The 18,246-nt window shown below is 67.1% G+C and carries 11 protein-coding genes and 4 pseudogenes; 10 read left to right on the forward strand and 5 right to left on the reverse strand.

All coding sequences use genetic code 11. From position 1 onward, the window contains the following. Positions 1 to 127: 127 nt before the first annotated feature. Complete coding sequence (locus NRK68_RS03430; RefSeq protein ID WP_257854871.1) at positions 128 to 976, reverse strand: alpha/beta fold hydrolase; 849 nt, start codon at positions 974 to 976, stop codon at positions 128 to 130. A gap of 118 nt (positions 977 to 1,094) precedes the next feature. Here NRK68_RS03430 and paaK point away from each other — a divergent pair, with 118 nt between their 5' ends. From paaK to NRK68_RS03450, 3 genes and pseudogenes are all read left to right on the forward strand, one after another. Next, positions 1,095 to 2,411 (forward strand): phenylacetate--CoA ligase PaaK, encoded by a 1,317-nt coding sequence (gene paaK, locus NRK68_RS03435; RefSeq protein ID WP_183065806.1) that lies wholly within the window; start codon positions 1,095 to 1,097, stop codon positions 2,409 to 2,411. A gap of 147 nt (positions 2,412 to 2,558) precedes the next feature. Continuing rightward, a protein-coding gene (locus tag NRK68_RS37045; RefSeq protein WP_444465696.1) for an IS630 family transposase occupies positions 2,559 to 3,640 on the forward strand; the annotation gives its coding sequence in 2 pieces (ribosomal slippage) (positions 2,559 to 3,084 and positions 3,084 to 3,640; 1,083 coding nt in all). 99 nt (positions 3,641 to 3,739) lie between these two features. After that, positions 3,740 to 4,534, forward strand: a pseudogene (locus tag NRK68_RS03450) (IS5 family transposase). A 21-nt stretch (positions 4,535 to 4,555) separates the two neighbouring features. On the opposite strand, the gene NRK68_RS03455 reads toward NRK68_RS03450, so the two are convergent. Next, positions 4,556 to 8,170 carry a glycosyl hydrolase family 28-related protein gene (locus tag NRK68_RS03455; RefSeq protein WP_257854873.1) on the reverse strand — a complete coding sequence of 1,205 codons (3,615 nt, stop codon included), beginning with the start codon at positions 8,168 to 8,170 and terminating at the stop codon, positions 4,556 to 4,558. Positions 8,171 to 8,639: 469 nt separating this feature from the next. Between NRK68_RS03455 and NRK68_RS03460 the strand changes: the two genes are divergently transcribed. Continuing rightward, positions 8,640 to 8,768, forward strand: a complete 129-nt coding sequence (locus NRK68_RS03460; protein WP_257854874.1) for a hypothetical protein — start codon at positions 8,640 to 8,642, stop codon at positions 8,766 to 8,768. Positions 8,769 to 9,086: 318 nt separating this feature from the next. Beyond that, positions 9,087 to 9,512 carry a hypothetical protein gene (locus NRK68_RS03465; protein ID WP_183065805.1) on the forward strand — a complete coding sequence of 142 codons (426 nt, stop codon included), beginning with the start codon at positions 9,087 to 9,089 and terminating at the stop codon, positions 9,510 to 9,512. A gap of 195 nt (positions 9,513 to 9,707) precedes the next feature. Here NRK68_RS03465 and NRK68_RS03470 read toward each other — a convergent pair whose 3' ends face one another. Continuing rightward, positions 9,708 to 10,265: a flavoprotein gene (locus NRK68_RS03470; RefSeq protein ID WP_257854875.1), complete on the reverse strand. Its 558-nt coding sequence runs from the start codon at positions 10,263 to 10,265 to the stop codon at positions 9,708 to 9,710. Positions 10,266 to 10,452: 187 nt separating this feature from the next. On the opposite strand from NRK68_RS03470, the gene NRK68_RS03475 reads away from it, so the two are divergent. Continuing rightward, positions 10,453 to 11,307: a YhjD/YihY/BrkB family envelope integrity protein gene (locus NRK68_RS03475; RefSeq protein ID WP_183065803.1), complete on the forward strand. Its 855-nt coding sequence runs from the start codon at positions 10,453 to 10,455 to the stop codon at positions 11,305 to 11,307. Positions 11,308 to 11,372: 65 nt separating this feature from the next. Here NRK68_RS03475 and NRK68_RS03480 read toward each other — a convergent pair whose 3' ends face one another. Then, entirely contained in the window at positions 11,373 to 12,926 is a 1,554-nt protein-coding gene (locus NRK68_RS03480; RefSeq protein WP_257854876.1) for a fatty acyl-CoA synthetase, read from the reverse strand. 220 nt (positions 12,927 to 13,146) lie between these two features. Between NRK68_RS03480 and NRK68_RS03485 the strand changes: the two are divergent. From NRK68_RS03485 to NRK68_RS03500, 4 genes and pseudogenes are all read left to right on the forward strand, one after another. Continuing rightward, a pseudogene (locus NRK68_RS03485) lies at positions 13,147 to 13,484 on the forward strand (penicillin acylase family protein); the annotation flags it as partial. Between the two features lie 3 nt (positions 13,485 to 13,487). Then, a pseudogene (locus tag NRK68_RS03490) lies at positions 13,488 to 13,682 on the forward strand (IS5/IS1182 family transposase); the annotation flags it as partial. Positions 13,683 to 14,083: 401 nt separating this feature from the next. Beyond that, positions 14,084 to 16,912, forward strand: a complete 2,829-nt coding sequence (locus NRK68_RS03495; RefSeq protein WP_257854877.1) for a hypothetical protein — start codon at positions 14,084 to 14,086, stop codon at positions 16,910 to 16,912. Positions 16,913 to 17,054: 142 nt separating this feature from the next. Then, on the forward strand, positions 17,055 to 17,786 hold the full coding sequence (locus NRK68_RS03500; protein WP_257854878.1) for a DUF4839 domain-containing protein: 732 nt from the start codon (positions 17,055 to 17,057) through the stop codon (positions 17,784 to 17,786). Positions 17,787 to 17,970: 184 nt separating this feature from the next. On the opposite strand, the pseudogene NRK68_RS03505 reads toward NRK68_RS03500, so the two are convergent. Continuing rightward, positions 17,971 to 18,236, reverse strand: a pseudogene (locus NRK68_RS03505) (DDE-type integrase/transposase/recombinase); the annotation flags it as partial. Positions 18,237 to 18,246 lie beyond the last annotated feature (10 nt).

Genomic DNA, 18,246 nt, shown 5'->3' on the forward strand with positions numbered 1-18,246 from the left:
CACGTGCGGTGCCCCCGACCGCGCCAGCCTGACCGTGCCACCCGAACACGCCGCCCGACCGCGCCGGCCGACCGCCTCGCCCGAACGCACCGGCCGACCGCGCCCGTCGCAGCGCCTGTCGCCCGGGTCAGGCCCCGGTGGCCAGGAAACGCTCGACGCGCTCCGCGAAGCCGTCGGGGTCGTCCAGCCACGGGAAGTGCGCGGCGCCCGGCCGGACGTCGAGGATCCCGGCGGGGAACGCCGCCGCGATCCGCTCGGCGAGGCCGGGCGGCGGGTTGCCGTCCAGTGCGCCCGCCAGCACCAGCACCTCCCCCGCGAGCTGTCGCAGGGCCTCCCGGACCGCCGCCGGGTCGCAGGCGCCGGGGCCGACGTAGGCCGCGGCCGCCTTCTCGTTCTGCTCGTGCTCGCCCGCGGCATCGTGCGCCTGAGCGACGTCGTCCCAGCGGCCGTAGAAGAGGGGCGCCGCGCGGTCCCACTCCTCGGCCGTGTCGGCGCCGCCGAGGATGCGGCCGTACGCCTCGACGGCCGTGTCGTACAGCTCGGTCCCGGCCCTGAGGCGGGCCGCCGCCAGCCGGTCCTCCGCGGTGCTCACGAGGTCCAGCACCCATGCGGTGGGGGTGACCAGGACGGTCCGGCCCAGCCGCTGCGGGTGCGCGGCCGCGTACAGCATCGCGAGGTTGCCGGCCGCCGAGTGGGCCAGCACGTCCATGCGTTCCAGGCCCAGGTGGACGCGGAGCGCCTCGACGTCGGCGACCTCGTGGTCCACGCGGTACGTCGACTCGTCGGCCGGCATCGCGGAGTCGCCGGTGCCGCGCAGGTCGAGGAGGATCAGCGTGCGCCCGGCGGCCAGTCCACCGAGGTCGCCCAGGTAGCGCGAGGCGCGCATGGCGCCGCCCGGGAGGCAGACCAGGGGCGGCCCTTCGCCCAGGGTGCGGTAGACCAGTTCGGTTCCGTCGTACGTGGTGAAAATCGGCATGGAGGCCATCAGACCAGACGATCACTCGTTCGAGTCATTGATTTACCCTGCGGAGTCCTGGCAATCTACCGAATGATCGGTCGGGTTCTCGGGGGCCCACTCACGATGAGGTGACGACATGGCGGTGCGGGCGGGATTCCACGACGAGGGTGAGCGGCTGGACCACGACGAGCTGGCCGCCCTCCAGCTCAGACGACTGCGGGAGACCCTGCACCGCGCGTACGAGCGGGTGCCGTTCTACCGGCAGGCGTTCGACAAGGCGGGGGTGCATCCCGACGACTGCCGCTCCCTGGCCGATCTCGCCCTGTTCCCCCTGACCACCAAGGCCGATCTGCGCGACCAGTACCCCTTCGGGATGTTCGCGGTGCCGCGTTCCGAGGTGCGCCGCATCCACGCCTCCAGCGGCACCACAGGCCGGCCGACCGTCGTGGGCTACACCGAGCGGGACCTCTCCACCTGGGCCGATGTCGTGGCCCGTTCGATACGGGCGGCGGGCGGGCGGCCGGGCCAGATCGTCCACATCGCCTACGGCTACGGCCTGTTCACGGGCGGGCTGGGCGCGCACTACGGCGCCGAACGCCTCGGCTGTACGGTCGTGCCCGCCTCGGGCGGGATGACGGACCGCCAGGTCCGGCTCATCGAGGACTTCCGGCCGGAGGTCATCATGGTGACCCCGTCCTACATGCTGACCCTGCTGGACGAGATGGAGCGTCAGGGCATCGACCCGCGCGCCACCTCGCTGCGGACGGGGATCTTCGGTGCGGAGCCGTGGACCGAGGAGATGCGCCGCGAGATCGAAGAGCGCCTCGACATGAACGCGGTGGACATCTACGGCCTGTCCGAGGTCATCGGGCCGGGCGTGGCGCAGGAGTGCGTCGAGACCAAGGACGGGTTGCACATCTGGGAGGACCACTTCTATCCGGAGGTGGTGGATCCGCTGACGGGTGCGGTGCTGCCGGAGGGTGAGCTCGGGGAGCTGGTGTTCACCTCCCTCACCAAGGAGGCCATGCCGGTCATCCGCTACCGCACCCGGGACCTGACGCGACTGCTCCCCGGCACGGCCCGTCCGGCCTTCCGCCGGATGGAGAAGGTCACGGGCCGCAGCGACGACATGATCATCCTGCGGGGGGTGAATCTGTACCCGACCCAGATCGAGGAAATCCTGCTGCGGACGCCGGGGCTCGCGCCCCACTTCCAGCTGAGACTGGCCCGGGAGGGCCGGATGGACACCCTGACGGTCCGGGTGGAGGCGCGCCGGGAATCGGACACCGCCCTGCGGGAGAGCGCGGCGACGGCCGTGGTCCAGGCGGTCAAGGCGGGGATCGGGGTGTCCGTCCGGGTCGAGGTGGTCGACCCGGAGACGCTGGAACGCTCGGTGGGCAAGATCAAGAGACTCGTCGACCTGCGCACCGCCGGCCGGCCTCCGGCCTCCTGACGCGGACTTCCGCAGGTCACAGGGCTGTCACCACGGCCCCGCAGGCTCCCGGCTCCGGCCCACATGGCGCGATGCGCCCACTACTGATCTTGAAGGCGGGTTGTCGTAGGGGCTGACGATCGGCGATCGTCGCGGTCTGCCGGGTGTATGAGGTATCCGCAGGGTGGGGGTCTGACCGCGGAGAGGCAAGCGTTTCGTGAGCGGATCCGGATGGAAGCAGCGGCGATGTTCGCCGCCGGGTGGGGCAGTACGGACATCGCGAAGGAGTTACGGGTCAGCATCCGCTCGGTCCAGCGATGGCGGCGGGCCTGGAAGCCGGCCGGTCGGAACGGGGTTCGATCCCGCGGACCGGCGTCCAGGCCGAAACTGAGCGACGCACTGTTCGCCGTGCTCGAGGAGGAGCTGGCCCGGGGCCCGGTCGCGCACGGCTGGTCGGACCAGCGATGGACGCTGGCCAGGATCAAAACCCTGATCGGCCGCAGGTTCCACAAGTCCATGACGCTGTCGGGGATCTCGCAGATGCTGCGCAGACACGGCTGGAGCCATCAGGTTCCGGCCCGCCGCGCGGTCGAACGCGACGAGGCGGCGGTGGCCGGCTGGATGAAGGACGTGTGGCCGCACGTGGAAACACCGCGGCGGCGCTCGGGGCCTGGATCGTCTTCGAGGACGAAGCCGGATTCTCGATGACGCCGCCGACCGCCCGCACCTGGAGCAAACGCGGCACCACACCCGTCATCCGGGTCCGCGGCCGTTCCCAGCGCCGCTTCTCCATCGCCGCCCTGTGCTGCTACAAACCCGGCGAACGCTCCCGCCTGATCTACCGGCCCAGACAGCATGACGATCACAAAAGCGGCGGTCGCAAGAGCTTCGCCTGGACCGAATACTGCGACCTCCTCATCGCCGCCCACCAGCAGCTCGGCGCACCCATCGTCCTGGTCTGGGACAACTTGAACACCCACAAAGACCGCCGCATGAGGGCTTTCATTGACGCGCAGGACTGGCTCACCGCCTATCACTTGCCGTCTTACGCGCCCGACCTCAACCCCGTGGAAGGCATCTGGTCGATCCTCCGCCGGACCACCCAGGCCAACGCGGCCTTCACTGACCCGAGCCACCTCATACGCCGGCTCCGACGCGGCCTCCGCCAGCTCCAATACCGCGGCGCCATCATCGACGGATGCCTCACCGGAACAGGGCTCACCCGGCCGACACGGCTACAGACTCAGTAACGGTCACTTTTGGTTTTCCGCTACGAGCTCGTAGCAGGATCTCGGTGAGATGTCCTGATCGGGCGTGACCGGTGTGACGATTCCGCCGTTCGGGATGGTGTGAGTACTCGACCATGGATCGTGGACGACGACTTGTGGGCACGTATCGAGCCGCTGTTGCCGCCCCGGCCGACGAGGTCGCCGGGGCCTCGACCGGTAGGTGACCGACTGTGCCTGCAAGGCGTCTTGTACGTGCTCTGCAACGATATCGCCTGGCAACTCCTGCCGCCTGAGCTGGGATTCGGGTCCGAACAGACCTGCTGGCGGCGCCTTGAGCGTTGGCAGCAAGCCGGGGTCTTCGACCAGCTGCACCGGATTCTCCTCGCCGAGCTGAACGGCCGGCCGGCTCCACTGGTCCAGGGCATGCGTGGACGGCTCCCACATCCGCGCGAAAGAGCACCGAAACCGGTCCGTCGCTGGTCGACCGGCGGAAGACGGGCAGCAAAAACCACCTGATCTGCGACGGACGCGGCACACCGCTCAAGGTCATCACGACTGCGGCGAATGTCAACGACGTCACCCAGACCCTTGCCCTGGTCGACGGCATCCCACCGGTGACAGGCCGCCCCCCGCCGTCGTCCCAAGGCCCTGTTCGGAGACAAGGGTTACGACTCCAGCCCGAACCGCGACGAGCTGCGCAAACGCCGGATGCTGCCCGTCATCTCCCGCAAGGGATCCCCGAACATCAAGGGCATGGGCAAGCTCCGCTACGTCGTGGAACAGACCTTCGCCCTGCTCCACCAGTTCAAACGACTCGCCGTCCGATGGGAACGCCGCACCGAACTCCACGACGCGTTCGTCTCCCGCGACTGCAGCCTCATCTGCTGGCGACGCCTCAACAAGCCCGACTCGTGATCGTGTTACGAGCTCTACGGGTCACGTAGTGTGCGTGGTCTCTGAGCGTCTGACCTTGCACGACCAGTCGATCGGCGTCGCCGCGATGCCGGTAACGCGCACACGCCCCGTGCTCCCGATGTTGTCGATTGTCACGTCGCAACCGGCGAAAGCAGCCTCCTCGTCGGTCCACGTCGTGTCGACGGTGCCAACGGTAACCGCGCCACCGTCTCGTTTGACGCGCACTCGACGGATATAGGACGCGGTCGCGCTCCCGTCGGTCTTGATGGCCTCTACCTCGGCCGTGATCGTGGACACGGCTTCATCTGGAATCGCCCATGTGAACAGACTCGTGACTGTCGCGGCCGACGTCTGGATGTTGGCGATGTTCTCGTATTCTTTTCGACGGGCGTTGCCAACATGCGACCAGCTGGTCGCCGACGTAGTGGGGCCCAAGTCTTCCCACGAGTTCGGGTTGCCACTACTCGTGCCAACGCACTTCCAATTGATTGCGCCGGTGCTGTACGTAGCACCTGGTGTCGACGTCAGCGCAAGGAAGGTGGTTTGGGATGCATTGGGGTCGCGCCCTTGGTTGAGTGCGACCCATACACCACCGTCAGTTACCCCGCAGACAAGGCCGGCCCAGAAGTGTCTGGAGGCCTGAAACAGGCCTTGCGCTCCCGCCATGCGGACGCCGCAATCCTCTTTGGCAATCCACCCAATGGGGCCGTTCGTCGGATAGTCCTTGTTGAAGAGGATCGAGCCGGACGGGAAGTATCCGCGGCCTGCTAGGCTCGCGTTGGCGAAGTATGGTTTCCCTGCTTGCGAGTGCACCGCGCCGATCCGCGTCTCGTGTGTCGGCCCCATCTGGTTGCCGATCCAAAGAGATGGGACAATGAATGCCGCGGGCTGAAGCTGCGCTCCCCGTGTACCGTTAATCTGGTATGAGTGCCATGTTTGGAAGCCCGGGGCCTTGTCCAATTCTGTTCGCCATCGCTGCTCATATCGATAGATGCCGTCGGCGACCTTGCCGCGATACCTGAACTCGTGTTCCAAGAAATCTCCGAGCCATACCCCGGCATCGTCGTTCGGAGTCGACGGAAGTTTGTTAGCGCCCCATCGGAAGATGACGTCAGGATCGATACCGACTGGCGTACGATTGCCGAAGGCCCACCTCCCCAGGCCGACGAACGTGTGACTTTTAGTGGCGTCTAGATGGTTGCCGACCGCGTACGGGTTCTGAATCTCGATCGGCATATTCGTTGCCGAAGCTCGCTTCGGCGGCGCGCTTCGCGCGTCGAGTCGATACGGACTCGACTCAGGGACTCGCGCGGGTGTAGCGAGATACACCTGGTTTTGGTCACCCTCAGTGTAGATGCTTCCGTACTCGGTCAGGTTATTGGAGAGCAGGGTCCCCGGAGACGTACTTCTCGCGCCATTGCTGACAGCACCACCGAGCTCGCGCCAACAAGTCCACTCGATGCCACCGTCGGGAACGACAGCGCCGATCGTTTTAGGCCAGGTAGGTTCTAGCGTCGGATGTGTTCTGTTATTGGTCGGATCGACATGCGTTGCGCGGTAGAGAAACCAAGTGTTCCTCGACCACGTCGGGATGCAGAGCTCCCCACGCGTGATCTCACTATTCGGCTGCCAGATCGGCTTCGAGCTGGAAGGGATGGGTCCATTATGTCCGTTTGGGACGTCGTCCATATAGATGAGAGCCGCAGCGTCACATAGCCACTTGTCCCCGTGCGGGGTCACAACTGCGTCCGCATGCCATATCCCGTTGCCGATCGTGTGGATCGCCGCGTAGTAGTTGCCGAGGAAGCTATCCTCGTAGACGCCGTACCCGCCATTGCCACGCGCATCGATGAGGCCGACGCTCGCGCCCGCGCTGGAGTCTTCGCCATGTGTATAGAGGCCGTGGCCGACGTTAGATGAAAGCCGAATTTGACCAGAAAGCAGCCACGAGTCCGCATTCCTGTCGATGCGGGGGACATCGGTTACGGAACTCGTAATCTCGATCCCGTGCCCCTGGATCTGGGACACCATGACGTTGTGCAACTGCACGAACGGGGCATTGATCAAGATCCCGGCAACCGTCATCAGCTTGTCTCGCGCAGCGGTCCGTCCCTGCACGACCGCAATGTCTGAAATCGTTAGAAACCCGCCAGTCTTACCACCAGTCCTCGAGGTGCCCATCTTGACGCGGACGAGTCCGTTTTGAGGAACGGTGAGGTTCTCATCAAAGAGCAAGGTGACGGCTGGATATGCCCCCTCCCCCTTTGCCCCCTGAAGCGATACGGATCCGTCGATCAGGATCTGGCCGGCGCACCGGTACCTACCGGGGGGAAAATAGACTCTGCCACCAGCGGTATGGTCTCCATTCCACGTTACGAGGTTCTTGGCCGCTCGGATGGCAGCGTTGATCGCGGCGGTGTCGTCCCATTGCCCGTCGCCCGTCGCACCATAGTCCGTGACGTCGTACCATCCGCCGAGCGGCTCTAGGGTTCCTAGGGACGATCCTCGTTTCTCAACGAGCGACATCCCGGCGAGCTCAAGCCGCGTGGAGGCGCCCGCCGCGGCGGCGCCGATCTCGGCGTGGGCGTAGAGGAAGGCTGTGTTCGCCGGCAGGCTGCTCGAGTAGGCGACGTTGTTGAGGACTACCGTGCCCGTCGAGAGGTTCATCAACGAAACCACTATCTGCGTTCCGTAGGGCGCGGCGCTGATCGTGAGATCGTAGACATCGCTGATATTCCTCCAGGCCGCCGAAGCGGTGACCATTCCGCCCGCCGACATTGTGCCCGTACCCCCCGCGCATCCCATGAACGACGTTCCCGTCGTGCCCGTGTAGGTGACGACCTGGTTGCCGTTGCTCGTCGTGACGTAGACGATTCCCGAAGAGGCGAAGCCGGCGGTCGAGGCGACGTTGATCGTCGTCGCCAAGGGTAGGGACTGTCCGGCCGAGCCTGCGGCAATCTGCGTGCTGGCAAGGGCAACCGCGCCACCCGCCGACATCGCTCCCGTACCGCCGGTGCACTTGGTGAAAGAGGTAGCGGTGACACCCGCGTAATACACAGTTTCCACGCCAGCACTGGTCGTGACGGAAATGGTGCCCACCGGCGGAAATCCCGAGGTCGACACGACGTTAATGGTCTCCTGCGGAAGCGAGAGGCCACTCGAGGCGCTGGCGATCGTAGTAGCACCGAGTGCCTCTTTGACGCGCATCGAAGCATTTTTGCGAATGAGGATCCAGTTTCCACCGGAAGGATCAGTCGAATCGAACCCGATGCCGAACGCATCCACCGAGGCTACGCTCGGTTCGGTACTCATGAGTGAGGACGAACTCGAAGACAGCCCAACGAAGGCCCGGCTCTTCTCCACGTTGCTCGACATGCTGAAGCGCGCCGCGAAGACAAAACCGCCCAGACTGGCAGCATTTCCTCGCCAGCAGAGCGCATCGCTGCTGATGAGCCCGGCGCTCGCGTTCGCGCCGGACTTGCTCGCGAAGCGTGTCCTTCGCATCTGCGTTTGCAGATTGGTCGACGTCAGGGCCGGATGCGAGACCGTGCCATCCGCTATCACCGACCACCCAAGCGCAGTCCCAGCCGCCATACCAGTCGCTGGAGCCCATTCGAGATTCAGTGTCTGCTTCATGACCGTAATTCCGTTTCTCTGCCATAATTCGTTTTGAGACTACGCAGAGTCGCACTTTGCATCCATGCAGGGGGTGATCGGCGTCTGTGATCGTGTAACTCGGGGTGGACGCGCAAGATCGGTCTGAGGGCTTCATGCCTGTGGGATTAATTATGGCCCTTGTGTGAAACGGCGTCTCGTCAAGGCGGCATCGGCCAAGCGGGGAAGGCTTGTCGTGGGTGTCTGTGTCGTGGTCGTGGGGCTTCAAGGAAGCCGCATGACATGAAGCCAAGGTCGGGGGCGAGCGTACGAGTCGAGCAGGACGCGGACACGGTCGTCTCTCAGCCAGGTGCGGTTAGGCCGTTTCCTGAGGATCATCTGATGGTTGGTTGGATATGCGCCGTTTAATCACGCCGAGCGGGCACCCATTGAGCCCTTGCTGCTGGGCCGGATGCCCAAGCGGGATGGGCGATGAAGTGACCGCCGTCAGGTGATCGACGTGATCGCGTTCAAGTGCCGGATCGGCACACCGTGGATGGACCTGTCCGAGCGGTTCAGCTCGTGTCAGCGCCTCCACGACCGGCTGCCAGTCTGGGTCACCGACGGCACCTGGGAGTAGGTCTTCACCGTGCACCACCGGTGTCCGGTCGCGACACCACGAGTACAAGCTCAGTAACCGCTCCCCGAAGGCTACGTCTGGGCGGACCACCAACTCGACGCCGAACAGCCTCTGTCGGCGGCGATGGCGCGTGGTGGAGTGTGGCCAGGCGGGTCCTGCGCGAGGCCGGCGGACCGGAAGGCTCCCGGGAAGGGTCATAATCTCGCCATGAACATGCTTGCCGCGCGGGCGTTGTTGGCGGCCGTGCTCGTGGGAACCGGCCTGAGCGGATGTTCCCTCCTCCCCCCGTTCGAAGACTGTGGGGGAACGGAGGCGGCCGTGGCCGAGCTCGACCAGCTGCCCGCCCTGGAACTGCGCCCGAAGGGCGCCGTGTCCATCGCCGGCGACCCGTGGGCCGGGGCCCGCTGCGTGGACGACACCGGGGGCGCCTGGCTCACCGCGACGCGGTTCTACGCGTACGGCGGGACCAGGAAGGAAGTCCTGGAGTACTACCGGCGGGAGGCGGCCGCGGCAGGATGGCACCCGGCCGGCAACCTGGACACGGCGTTCGGCGCCGGCTTCGTCGTCTTCTGCTTCCAATCCGCCGACCGTCCGAGCATCACCCTCGACTTCGCCTCCCCCGAGCAGCTCCGCGAGTACTACGGCACGGAACCGCACCCGGCGTCCCTGCTCGGCGTGGACGCCCGCACCTGGTTCTCCTGGTCCACCGAGGCGATGCCCGACGGTTCAGGCATCAGCTGCTGATCCGGTCGCCGGTCGCGTCGCGCACCGGCGACGGTGTCCGCCGGGCCGGAGACCCTGCGAAGCCGGCCGGGCGGCAGCTGCCGAGCGCCGATGCCGCGCACGGTCGCCGTGACCGTCCGCGGTGCGCAGGAGCGTCCGGGGTCACGCGGCCCTCCCTGCTCGGGGACCACGCCACCCGGCGGTTTCGGCTGCGGTTCAGCCGGCCGGCCAGAAGTCCTGCCGGACGAGGTCGTCCATGGCGTCCAGGGCCAGTTCCCACGGGTACGGCTCCATACCGCCCAGGCCCGGCGGGTGGGGGATGAAGCCGCCTTCGCCGTACAGCACCCGCACACCCGCGTCGCGCAGGACGGCGATGCTCTGCTCGAACTGCGGGTGCCGTTCGTACGCCGTGTTCACGCACGGCATGACCGCCAGCGGGGTGCCCTTCCCGATGGCCTCGGCGGCCACGCCGACGACGAACCGGTCCGTGAGCCCGAGCGCCCAGCCGTTGACCGTGTTGAACGTCGCCGGGGCGACGAGGATCGCGTCCGCCTCCGGCCACACGTCCGGGTCCGCCGGCATCTTGTACCGGCTGCGGACCGGGTGCCCGGTGAGTGCGGCCAGGCCGTCGGTGCCCTCCGCCAGCCAGTGGGCCGCCGTCGGGGTCAGACCGAGACACACGTCCCAGCCGCGTGCCTGGGCGTCCTCGATCACGCGGGCGACGTCGAAGACCGGCGGGGCGGCCGAACAGAGCAGGTACAGGGTGCGCGTCATGCGCCACAGTTGACCAGACGGCGGATACGGCACGTCAGCGGGGGCCCTGGAGCCACGGGGCGAACACACCCGCGCACCGGGCGTGAGGCCGACGCCGGAGGGATCGGAGCGAACGAAACCACCCCTTCGGGCCCATTTCGGTCCGGCTCCCGGGAGCCGACGGACACGTCCGGGTAGTGCATGAGGCGTGATCTCGACCCTCCGGCAGCTCCACGACCGGCTCCAGGGCTCCTACGTCGGGCTGGCCTGGAGCCGCGGCCGGGAGATGGAGCTGATGCATCGGGCGATGGGCTTCGCGGCCCTCGGATTCCTCACCCTGGTGCCGCTGCTGGTGGTCGTGGCGGCCGCGGCGCCCGGCAGCGGATCCGGGTTCGGCCGGTGGCTCGGCCAGGCCCTCGGGGTGACGGCGTACTCGCGTACCAGGATCGAGATGGTCTTCGGCGCCGCGGACCTGGCGCTGGAGCGGACCACCGCCTTCGGGCTGGCCGCCCTCGCCGCGTTCGGCCTGACCTTCGGCTCGGCCGTGCAGACCGGCTACGAGAAGGTGTGGGACCTGCCGACCGCCCGCTGGCACACCATGTGGCGGCACGTCGTCTGGCTCGCCCTGCTGGTCTGCTACCTCGGGCTGCTCGTGGTGATCCCCGCGCCGTCGGACGACGTCTTCGGCACGATCCTCGGCGCACTGGGCGACCTCTTCGGCACCTGCCTGTTCTTCATCGCCTCGCAGCGTCTGCTGCTCGGCGGACGGGTCCGCTGGCGGGCCCTGGTCCCGGGAGCGGTGGCGACCAGTATCGGACTGCTGGGACTGCGGATCTTCTCGCAGCTGGTGTTCTCCCCGCTCATCGCCTCCAACGCCGTGACGTACGGCCCGTTCGGCACGCTGCTGGTCGTCCAGTCCTGGCTCGTCGGTGTCGGTTTCGTGGTCTACGGCGGAGCGCTCGTCGGCCGCCTCGTGCACGAGCACCTCACCCTGCGGCGGCTGCGGCGCAGCGGCGTCCTGCCCGGGGACGGGGCCCGGCACCACCATCTGGGCCCGGGCTGACCCCGCGCGCCCGTACGGGAGTCAGCCGTACGGGAGTCAGCGGTGCGGGGGCAGCGGTGCGGGTGTCAGCCGCCCTGCCCCCGGAGCCGGTCCCGCAGCTCCCGCTTGAGGATCTTGCCGCTGGCGTTGCGCGGGAGCGCGTCCACGAACAGCACCCGCTTCGGGGCCTTGAAGTGGGCGAGCCTGTCGCGGGCGTAGTCCAGCAGCTCTGCCTCCGTCACCGCGCCGCGCGGCACCACCACCGCCGTGACGGCCTCGATCCACCGCTCGTCGGGCAGTCCGACCACCGCCGCCTCGGCCACGTCCGGGTGGGCGTAGAGCACGTCCTCCACCTGCCGCGAGGCGACCAGGACCCCGCCCGAGTTGATGACGTCCTTCACCCGGTCCACGACCGTGAAGTAGCCCTCGGCGTCCCGCACCGCGAGGTCGCCCGAGCGGAACCAGCCGTCACGGAAGGCCTTCTCCGTCGCCCCGGGGTCGTTCCAGTAGCCCAGGCAGAGCTGCGGCGAACGGTAGACCACCTCGCCCGCGGTGCCGTCCGGTACGTCCTTGCCCTCCTCATCGACGACCCTGGCCTCCACGTGGCGCACCGGGCGTCCGCAGGATTCCATCCGTCCCTCGTGCTTCCGGGGGCCGAGCACCGTGGCCAGCGGGCCGATCTCGCTCTGTCCGAAGCAGTTGTAGAAGGCGAGCCCGGGCAGCCGCCGGCGCAGCCGCTCCAGGACCGGCACCGGCATGATCGAGGCCCCGTAGTACGCCTTCCGCAGCGCGCCCAGCTCGCGCTCGCCGAACTGCGGGTGACCGGCCAGGCCGATCCACACGGTCGGCGGGGCGAAGAGGCTGTCCGCCTCGCCCACCTCGACGAGGTCGAAGAGCTGCTCGGCGACCGGCGCGTCCAGGATGATGTTCACGGCGCCCACCGCGAGGTAGGGCAGCAGGAAGACGTGCATCTGCGCCGAGTGGTACAGCGGCAGCGAGTGGACCGGCCGGTCCTCCTCGGCCAGGTCCAGCGCCTCGATCGCGCTCTCGTACTCGTGGGCGAGGGCCCGGTGGGTCATCATCGCGCCCTTCGGCAGGGCGGTGGTCCCCGAGGTGTAGAGGAGCTGCACCAAACCGCCCGGGTCGCCGCAGGGCTCGGGCTCGGGTTCGAAGGGGAGCGGCTCGGCGAGCCCGTCGAGGAAGGAGTCGGGGGCGTCACGCAGGGCCCGTACGGGATACCGGTCGGGAATCCGCCCGGCGAGAGCGGGATCGGCGAGAACGAGGGTGCTCCCGGAGTCGTCCAGGATGTACGCGAGGTCCTCGCCGGTGAGGTTCTGGTTGACCGGCACATGGGTGAGCCCGGCCCGGGCGCAGGCGAGGAAGGCCAGCAGGTACGCGTCGGAGTTGTGGGCGTAGGTGGCGACCCGGTCGCCGGCGGCCAGCCCGTACCGGCCCCGCAGGAGGGCGGCCCCGGTGGTGACGGCCGCGTCGAGTTCCGCGTACGACCAGCTCCGCCCGGCGTAGCGGACGGCGGGTCGGTCGGGGACCCGCCGTGCACTGTCGCGCACCAGGCCGTCGACCGTGTTGTCCCGCACGGCACCTGCCGCCCGCCGTGACTGCCCCGCTCGCGCTGACGTCATGACGCGATCCTCGTCGCCGCGCAGGCCGAGGTCAATGACCGCATACCGAACGAAATGTTGACAGGCCGTCGGCGCGACTGAACGAGTGCGGGGCACGAGACACCGCCGGTCCATCGGGTAACAACGGCCAGGCCACTCGGGAGGTACGCAGCACCGCAGCACGCGTTCGACGCACCGCCGCGTCGCCCTCGCCGGCGCGGCCCCGCTCGCCTCGACGGCCGTGGTCCCCCCGGCCCACGCACAGGGCCCGCCGGCGTCCGGCGAGCGGATACCGGCCGGCGGCGGCCTGCCCGCCGCCATCCGCTACACAGAAAACGCGGCCGCGACTACGCGCAGGTCGGCTTCGGTACCGGCTGGGCGCAGGCGGCGGACAAGGTCTGCGTCCTCGCGGACGGGTTCGTGACGGTCGCGGGCGAGCGTTCGCGCTGGTTCGGCCAGGAGGCCACGACCGACGGGTCCCTCTCTTCTGTGACCCGAAACCTCTCCAGCGACCTGTACCTCAAGGGCCTCCGCGAGTCCGGCACGGTGAACAGGCTGCTGGCGACGCCCGCACCGGCGCCCATCCGCTCGCGCCGCGGGCGGCGACGCCGCAAGTCCGCCAAGCCCCACGCGGACGAGGGCTGCGACTACGCTCACCTGCGGCGATGGTTACGGTGATGCGGCATCAAGCACCGAATAGCCCGTAGGGGCATCGAGTCCTCGCAGCGACTGGGCCGCCACCGCTGGACCATCGAACGGACCCCGGCCTGTCTGGCCAAATGAGATGACGTCTGAGTTCCCGTACGCCGAGCAGGGCAGACGTCGATTTGACCATTTCTGGGGGCTCAGATGATCCTAGAGGAGAGTCCTACGCGCTGGGTGTCAGCGGTCGCAATCCTCCACGAACTGCATGATCAGCTCCACGCTTCTCCCCGCCTGAGCTGGGGCCGTGACGGGCCTCCCGACCGCTGAATATGCGGCCGGTTCGGTCAGTCAAGGGCGCCTTCGTCGGCGTTCTGCGCTGGCCTTACGGCCACCGGATAGTTCCTGACCAGCCTGAACGAGACGGTCTTGCTATCGGGCGGCCCGGAAACCTGTGGCGCCAAGTGTATCTCGACACACCGGCACCGTCCCCATGTCCACAGGGGGCGTAACGCCGACGTCCCACTGGCCATTACTTGGCGCTCGAGATGGGGAATTGGCTGACCGTCGACATTGGGGTGATCTCCGTGGCGTTTCCCAACGGCATTCGTTCGCAGGACCCCCTCACGGGGCAGCCCAAGGTGTGGCCATCCGTCCTCCAAAGCAGTATTGCGGGGCCGTATGCCGTCAACGAGAGCGAGTTGCTGAAGGAAGCGCTGACCGCTGTCCGTGCCCGGCCGGAGATAGACGAACAGCTGTCGGTACTTCAGGAACCACCGCAGCTCGAACCTCTGCTGGACGAGCAGCGTGGCGTCATCAAGATGAGCCTGGCGGAACAGCTCGAGCGAACAAGCCAGTTGGGAGTCCGCCTCCATGAGCTGCTGGTATCGGAGATAGCGTCGGACCCGGGTCGCTATGCCGCGTTCCTGGAGCTCTCCGAGGCGGCGGACGGTCTTCGCGACGTATCGCAGGCGCTGTTCGACGTGAGTCTGGAGCCGCCAGGAGGAGTCGATCACGGCACGGATGTGCGCGTCCTTCTGACCGCAGCGTGGGAGCGACGCACAGCGGCCGCTCATCTCCTGTCGGCCCGAACCGGTCCGGCTGTCGGCTGGGGGCGGCAAGCCCAAGAAGGGAACAGGGCCGGACCACCGAAGTGGCCGGACCCTCCCCAAGTTGCCGTAATGGACGAGATCGTCAACGTGACGCATGAACTTCTACAAATCCAGGCAAGCCTGGAGCGCCAAATGACCGAGCAGATTGACCAGGCGATTGAGCGGCCGGATTTCCGGAACCTGGAAACAGAATGGAAGGCGGCCCGGGCCGATCTAGGGTCTATGGCGGAATCAACCATTCATGGGCTGGTTCTCACCGTGCTCAACAGTGCCGTCGCAGCGCACTTTGCCCTGAGTATGCAGATCCGCTCCCTCAAAGGGCTGCGTGAGACTATCACGAACGAGAAGGTGGTAATCACCCCGTCCTTCGAGCGGCTGGAGTCGATGATCGACCGGCATGGCGAGGGAAGCTTCGGCATCGCGGGCCCGCGTGGTGTCGGCAAGTCGGCGCTCATCAAGTTCTTCACGACATCTGACCACTCGGTGGCTCTTGGGGAGTCTACGCCGCAGCCACCGGAACGATCGCGACTTGGTGCTTCGGTGGCGGCCCCAGTCGCCTACGACTCGCGTGAGTTCGTCCTGCACCTGCACGCGGAGGTCTGCCGGGCGCTGCTCGGCCCCAACGCGGACCGGATGCTCGAGGTCGAGGTGGAGAAGACTCCGAGACGCGCTGCCAGTGTCCTCACGGCAGTGGGCGTCGCATCGACCGGTGTCGTGTGCCTCGCCGGGGGCGCCATTCTTGTCGCCGTGGCCGCCCGGCGCCTCAGCGCACCCGATGACGCATGGACCTATGCGGGCTTGGTGATGACCGCCATTGCGGTCGGACTGCTGTTGCTCCTCCTCCTCTGTACCGTTTGGCTGGCAGTGCCCGGCCGCCGGACCAGATTCATCACGAGGGATCCGATTGATGCGACGACAGTCGAGGATTGGCGCTATTACAAAATCGTGCGGAAAGTCAGCTGGGGTTGGCCAATCCTCGCACTCACCACAGCGATCGGCTTGTCTCTGCTTACGGTGTCCGGCGGGTTGGGGCGAGGCACCTGGGTGCTGTTGGGCGGCGCGGCTGCGGTCGTTCTTGGTGCGGCTCTGCTCTCCCCGGGAAGAAAGCACTACGCACGGGTCTTGCGGAACCTCTGGCACCTTTCTCCTGCGAGGGCTACTGAAACCACGACGTACTCCAGAAAGGCCGGGCTCCACGAACTCGCGCTCGACCAGCTCCGGCAGATCCGCTACCAGCAGACCCTCAGCAACGAGCACTCCATGACGCTCAGGCTCGGTGGCGCGCGGCAACTTCCCGTCGGCGTCGACGTCGGGTCCAAGCAAGGTACGACGCTGGCGGAACGGACGAAGACCTACCCCGAGATCGTTTCCGGTCTCCGGGTCTTCCTGGAGACCGTCAGCCAGAACCACCAGCTCATCATCGCCGTCGACGAGCTGGACAAGCTGCGAAGTGCGGAGGACGTAGAGAACTTCCTCAACGACATCAAGGGCGTGTTCGGTGCCAGCCGCTGCTTCTTCCTCGTCTCCGTCTCGGAGGAGGCCGCCGCTAGCTTCGAACGGCGCGGCATACCCTTCCGCGACGTATTCGACAGTTGCTTCGACGATGTCCTCACCCTCCAGCGCCTGGGGCTCGAGACCGGGCGGAAGATCCTCTACGGCCTGCTGCTCGGGTGGAGGGAGCCCTTCGTCGCCCTGTGCTACGTACTTTCCGGCGGCCTCCCTCGGGAACTGCAGCGCAGCGCGCGCAAACTGGTAGGCAAGCACGGCGAGAAGAGCACCATCGACCTGTTGCAAGCCGTGCCGGAGCTGATGCAGCACGAGGCCGCCGCTCGACTCGGAGCCGTCCGCCACGGTCTGCTCCGGGAAGCATGCGGACCGGCTGGCCTCGCCCTCGTCAGCCGCATCGAACTCATCGACCCCACGGACGCCTCCGCGGACCAGTTCCGAGAGTGGTACAAGGAGCTGGCTGAGTGGTGCCTGCGGCAATTCGCAGGACGCCCCGATCCGGACGGGTCGTCAATGCCGGCAACCACGCGGATGGGGTGCGAACTCGCCGCTTTCATGCTCTTCGCCGCGACAGTGATGGAGTTTTTCGGGAGCACATTGACTGCGGATCGTCTCCAGCAGGCAGCAAAGCCAGAGGCGGGCGGCAAGTCTCTCGCCAAGCTCGCGGACGCCCGCCATGCACTCTCCCTCAGCCCCTGGTCCTCAGTCGGCTGCCTCACATCCTTCCGCGACGCTTGGGGCCTCTGACCACGGTGTCAGCTGGGCGTGGTATGTCCGTGCAACGGGCTTTGGGGCGAACCTCGCCGGGCCGTCCCTGGTTCCTCGCGAATTCCCCTATGCTCGCACGGCAGTTGGTATGAACAGTCCATTTTAGGGGGCGCGGAGCCGCATGGCCGACGAGATCAGGTACGAGTACAAGACCGTGCAGACAGTTCGCGGCACGGACGGTTTGGTGATCTCGAAGATGCAGAAGGACGGCTGGGAGCTCGTGGAACAGGCCCACGACATGCTGCGCTCCACCCTCGGCTTTCGCCGGCCGAAGAGGCCCCTGCCACGGCTCTTGATCGGAACTGCGTTCGGCGGCCTCGTGATCCTGGCCATCGTCATCGGCGTAGCCGCAGCACTCGAGGACGAAGGTGAGAAGAAGGACGAGTCGAACAAGCCAACGGCGGCCACTGCGAGCGCAGAGCCCTCCGCCACGTCGATTCCGACCACGCCCGGGTCGGCTGCCGCTGAGGTGATCACGCCTCAGAACAACCGAGAGTTCGCGGCGCTGCTGAAGACGTCGGACTCCTGCGACAGCGCGAACCCGGACTTCGCCACCAAGTACAAGGGCAAGACGGTCGCCTTCGACGGCTCGATCGTGCACATGGCGCACCACGGTGACTACGACGCCCGCTACGACTTCCTCCTCGGCCCAGGCGACAAGGGACCGAACACGGGGATCGGCCCGGCCTTCAAGTACGAGGACGTCAACATCCTCGACCTGAAACTGACCGGCACGGAGATCCCCACCACCGTCCGCGCGGGCGATAGGTTCCGCTTCGTCGCCGAGGTGGGCGAATTCAACGCGAAGCAGTGCCTCTTCTTCCTTGACCCGGTCGTGACGGAAATCCGGTAGTCAAGAGGGGCAGCTGCGTCACATCACGGATCAGCAGGCCCGGCTTGCGCGGCCGTACCTGTCATGGCTACGGAGTATGCGACCAACACTGCTACGGATGTCTGGCCTGCCGAGGTGCATGGAGGCGTGGGGCGACCGACCGAGAGCCGGATGTCGAACTTGGCTGCCAGGATGGCGAATTCACGCTGGTGTACTGGCAGCCGCGATCCGAGTGGAAGATCACCGGACCGGCCGGGCGACGGGTGCGCGGGCGGCTCGCAGGGCGTCCGCGACCAGCTCGGTTCGCAGGTGGTCGGTGATGGACCGGCCCACGACGCGGCGGGAGGCGATGTCGATGACGATGGCCAGGTAGAGCCAGCCCTCGTCGGTGGCGATGTAGGTGATATCGCCGCACCAGCGGGTGGCGACCGCTTCCGCGTCGGGCTGGAAGTAGCGGAGGACGAGGTCGGGACAGGTGGCC

This window comes from Streptomyces yangpuensis, from assembly GCF_024666385.1.
Lineage (GTDB): Bacteria > Actinomycetota > Actinomycetes > Streptomycetales > Streptomycetaceae > Streptomyces > Streptomyces yangpuensis.

Bases quoted from the DNA above. Each gene is read 5' to 3' on its own strand.
- NRK68_RS03500 (WP_257854878.1), top strand. From the start codon at position 17,055: ATGGCCGACGAGATCAGGTACGAGTACAAGACCGTGCAGACAGTTCGC.
- paaK (WP_183065806.1), top strand. From the start codon at position 1,095: ATGGCGGTGCGGGCGGGATTCCACGACGAGGGTGAGCGGCTGGACCAC.
- NRK68_RS03470 (WP_257854875.1), bottom strand. From the start codon at position 10,265: ATGACGCGCACCCTGTACCTGCTCTGTTCGGCCGCCCCGCCGGTCTTC.
- NRK68_RS03480 (WP_257854876.1), bottom strand. From the start codon at position 12,926: ATGACGTCAGCGCGAGCGGGGCAGTCACGGCGGGCGGCAGGTGCCGTG.
- NRK68_RS03430 (WP_257854871.1), bottom strand. From the start codon at position 976: ATGCCGATTTTCACCACGTACGACGGAACCGAACTGGTCTACCGCACC.
- NRK68_RS03455 (WP_257854873.1), bottom strand. From the start codon at position 8,170: ATGAAGCAGACACTGAATCTCGAATGGGCTCCAGCGACTGGTATGGCG.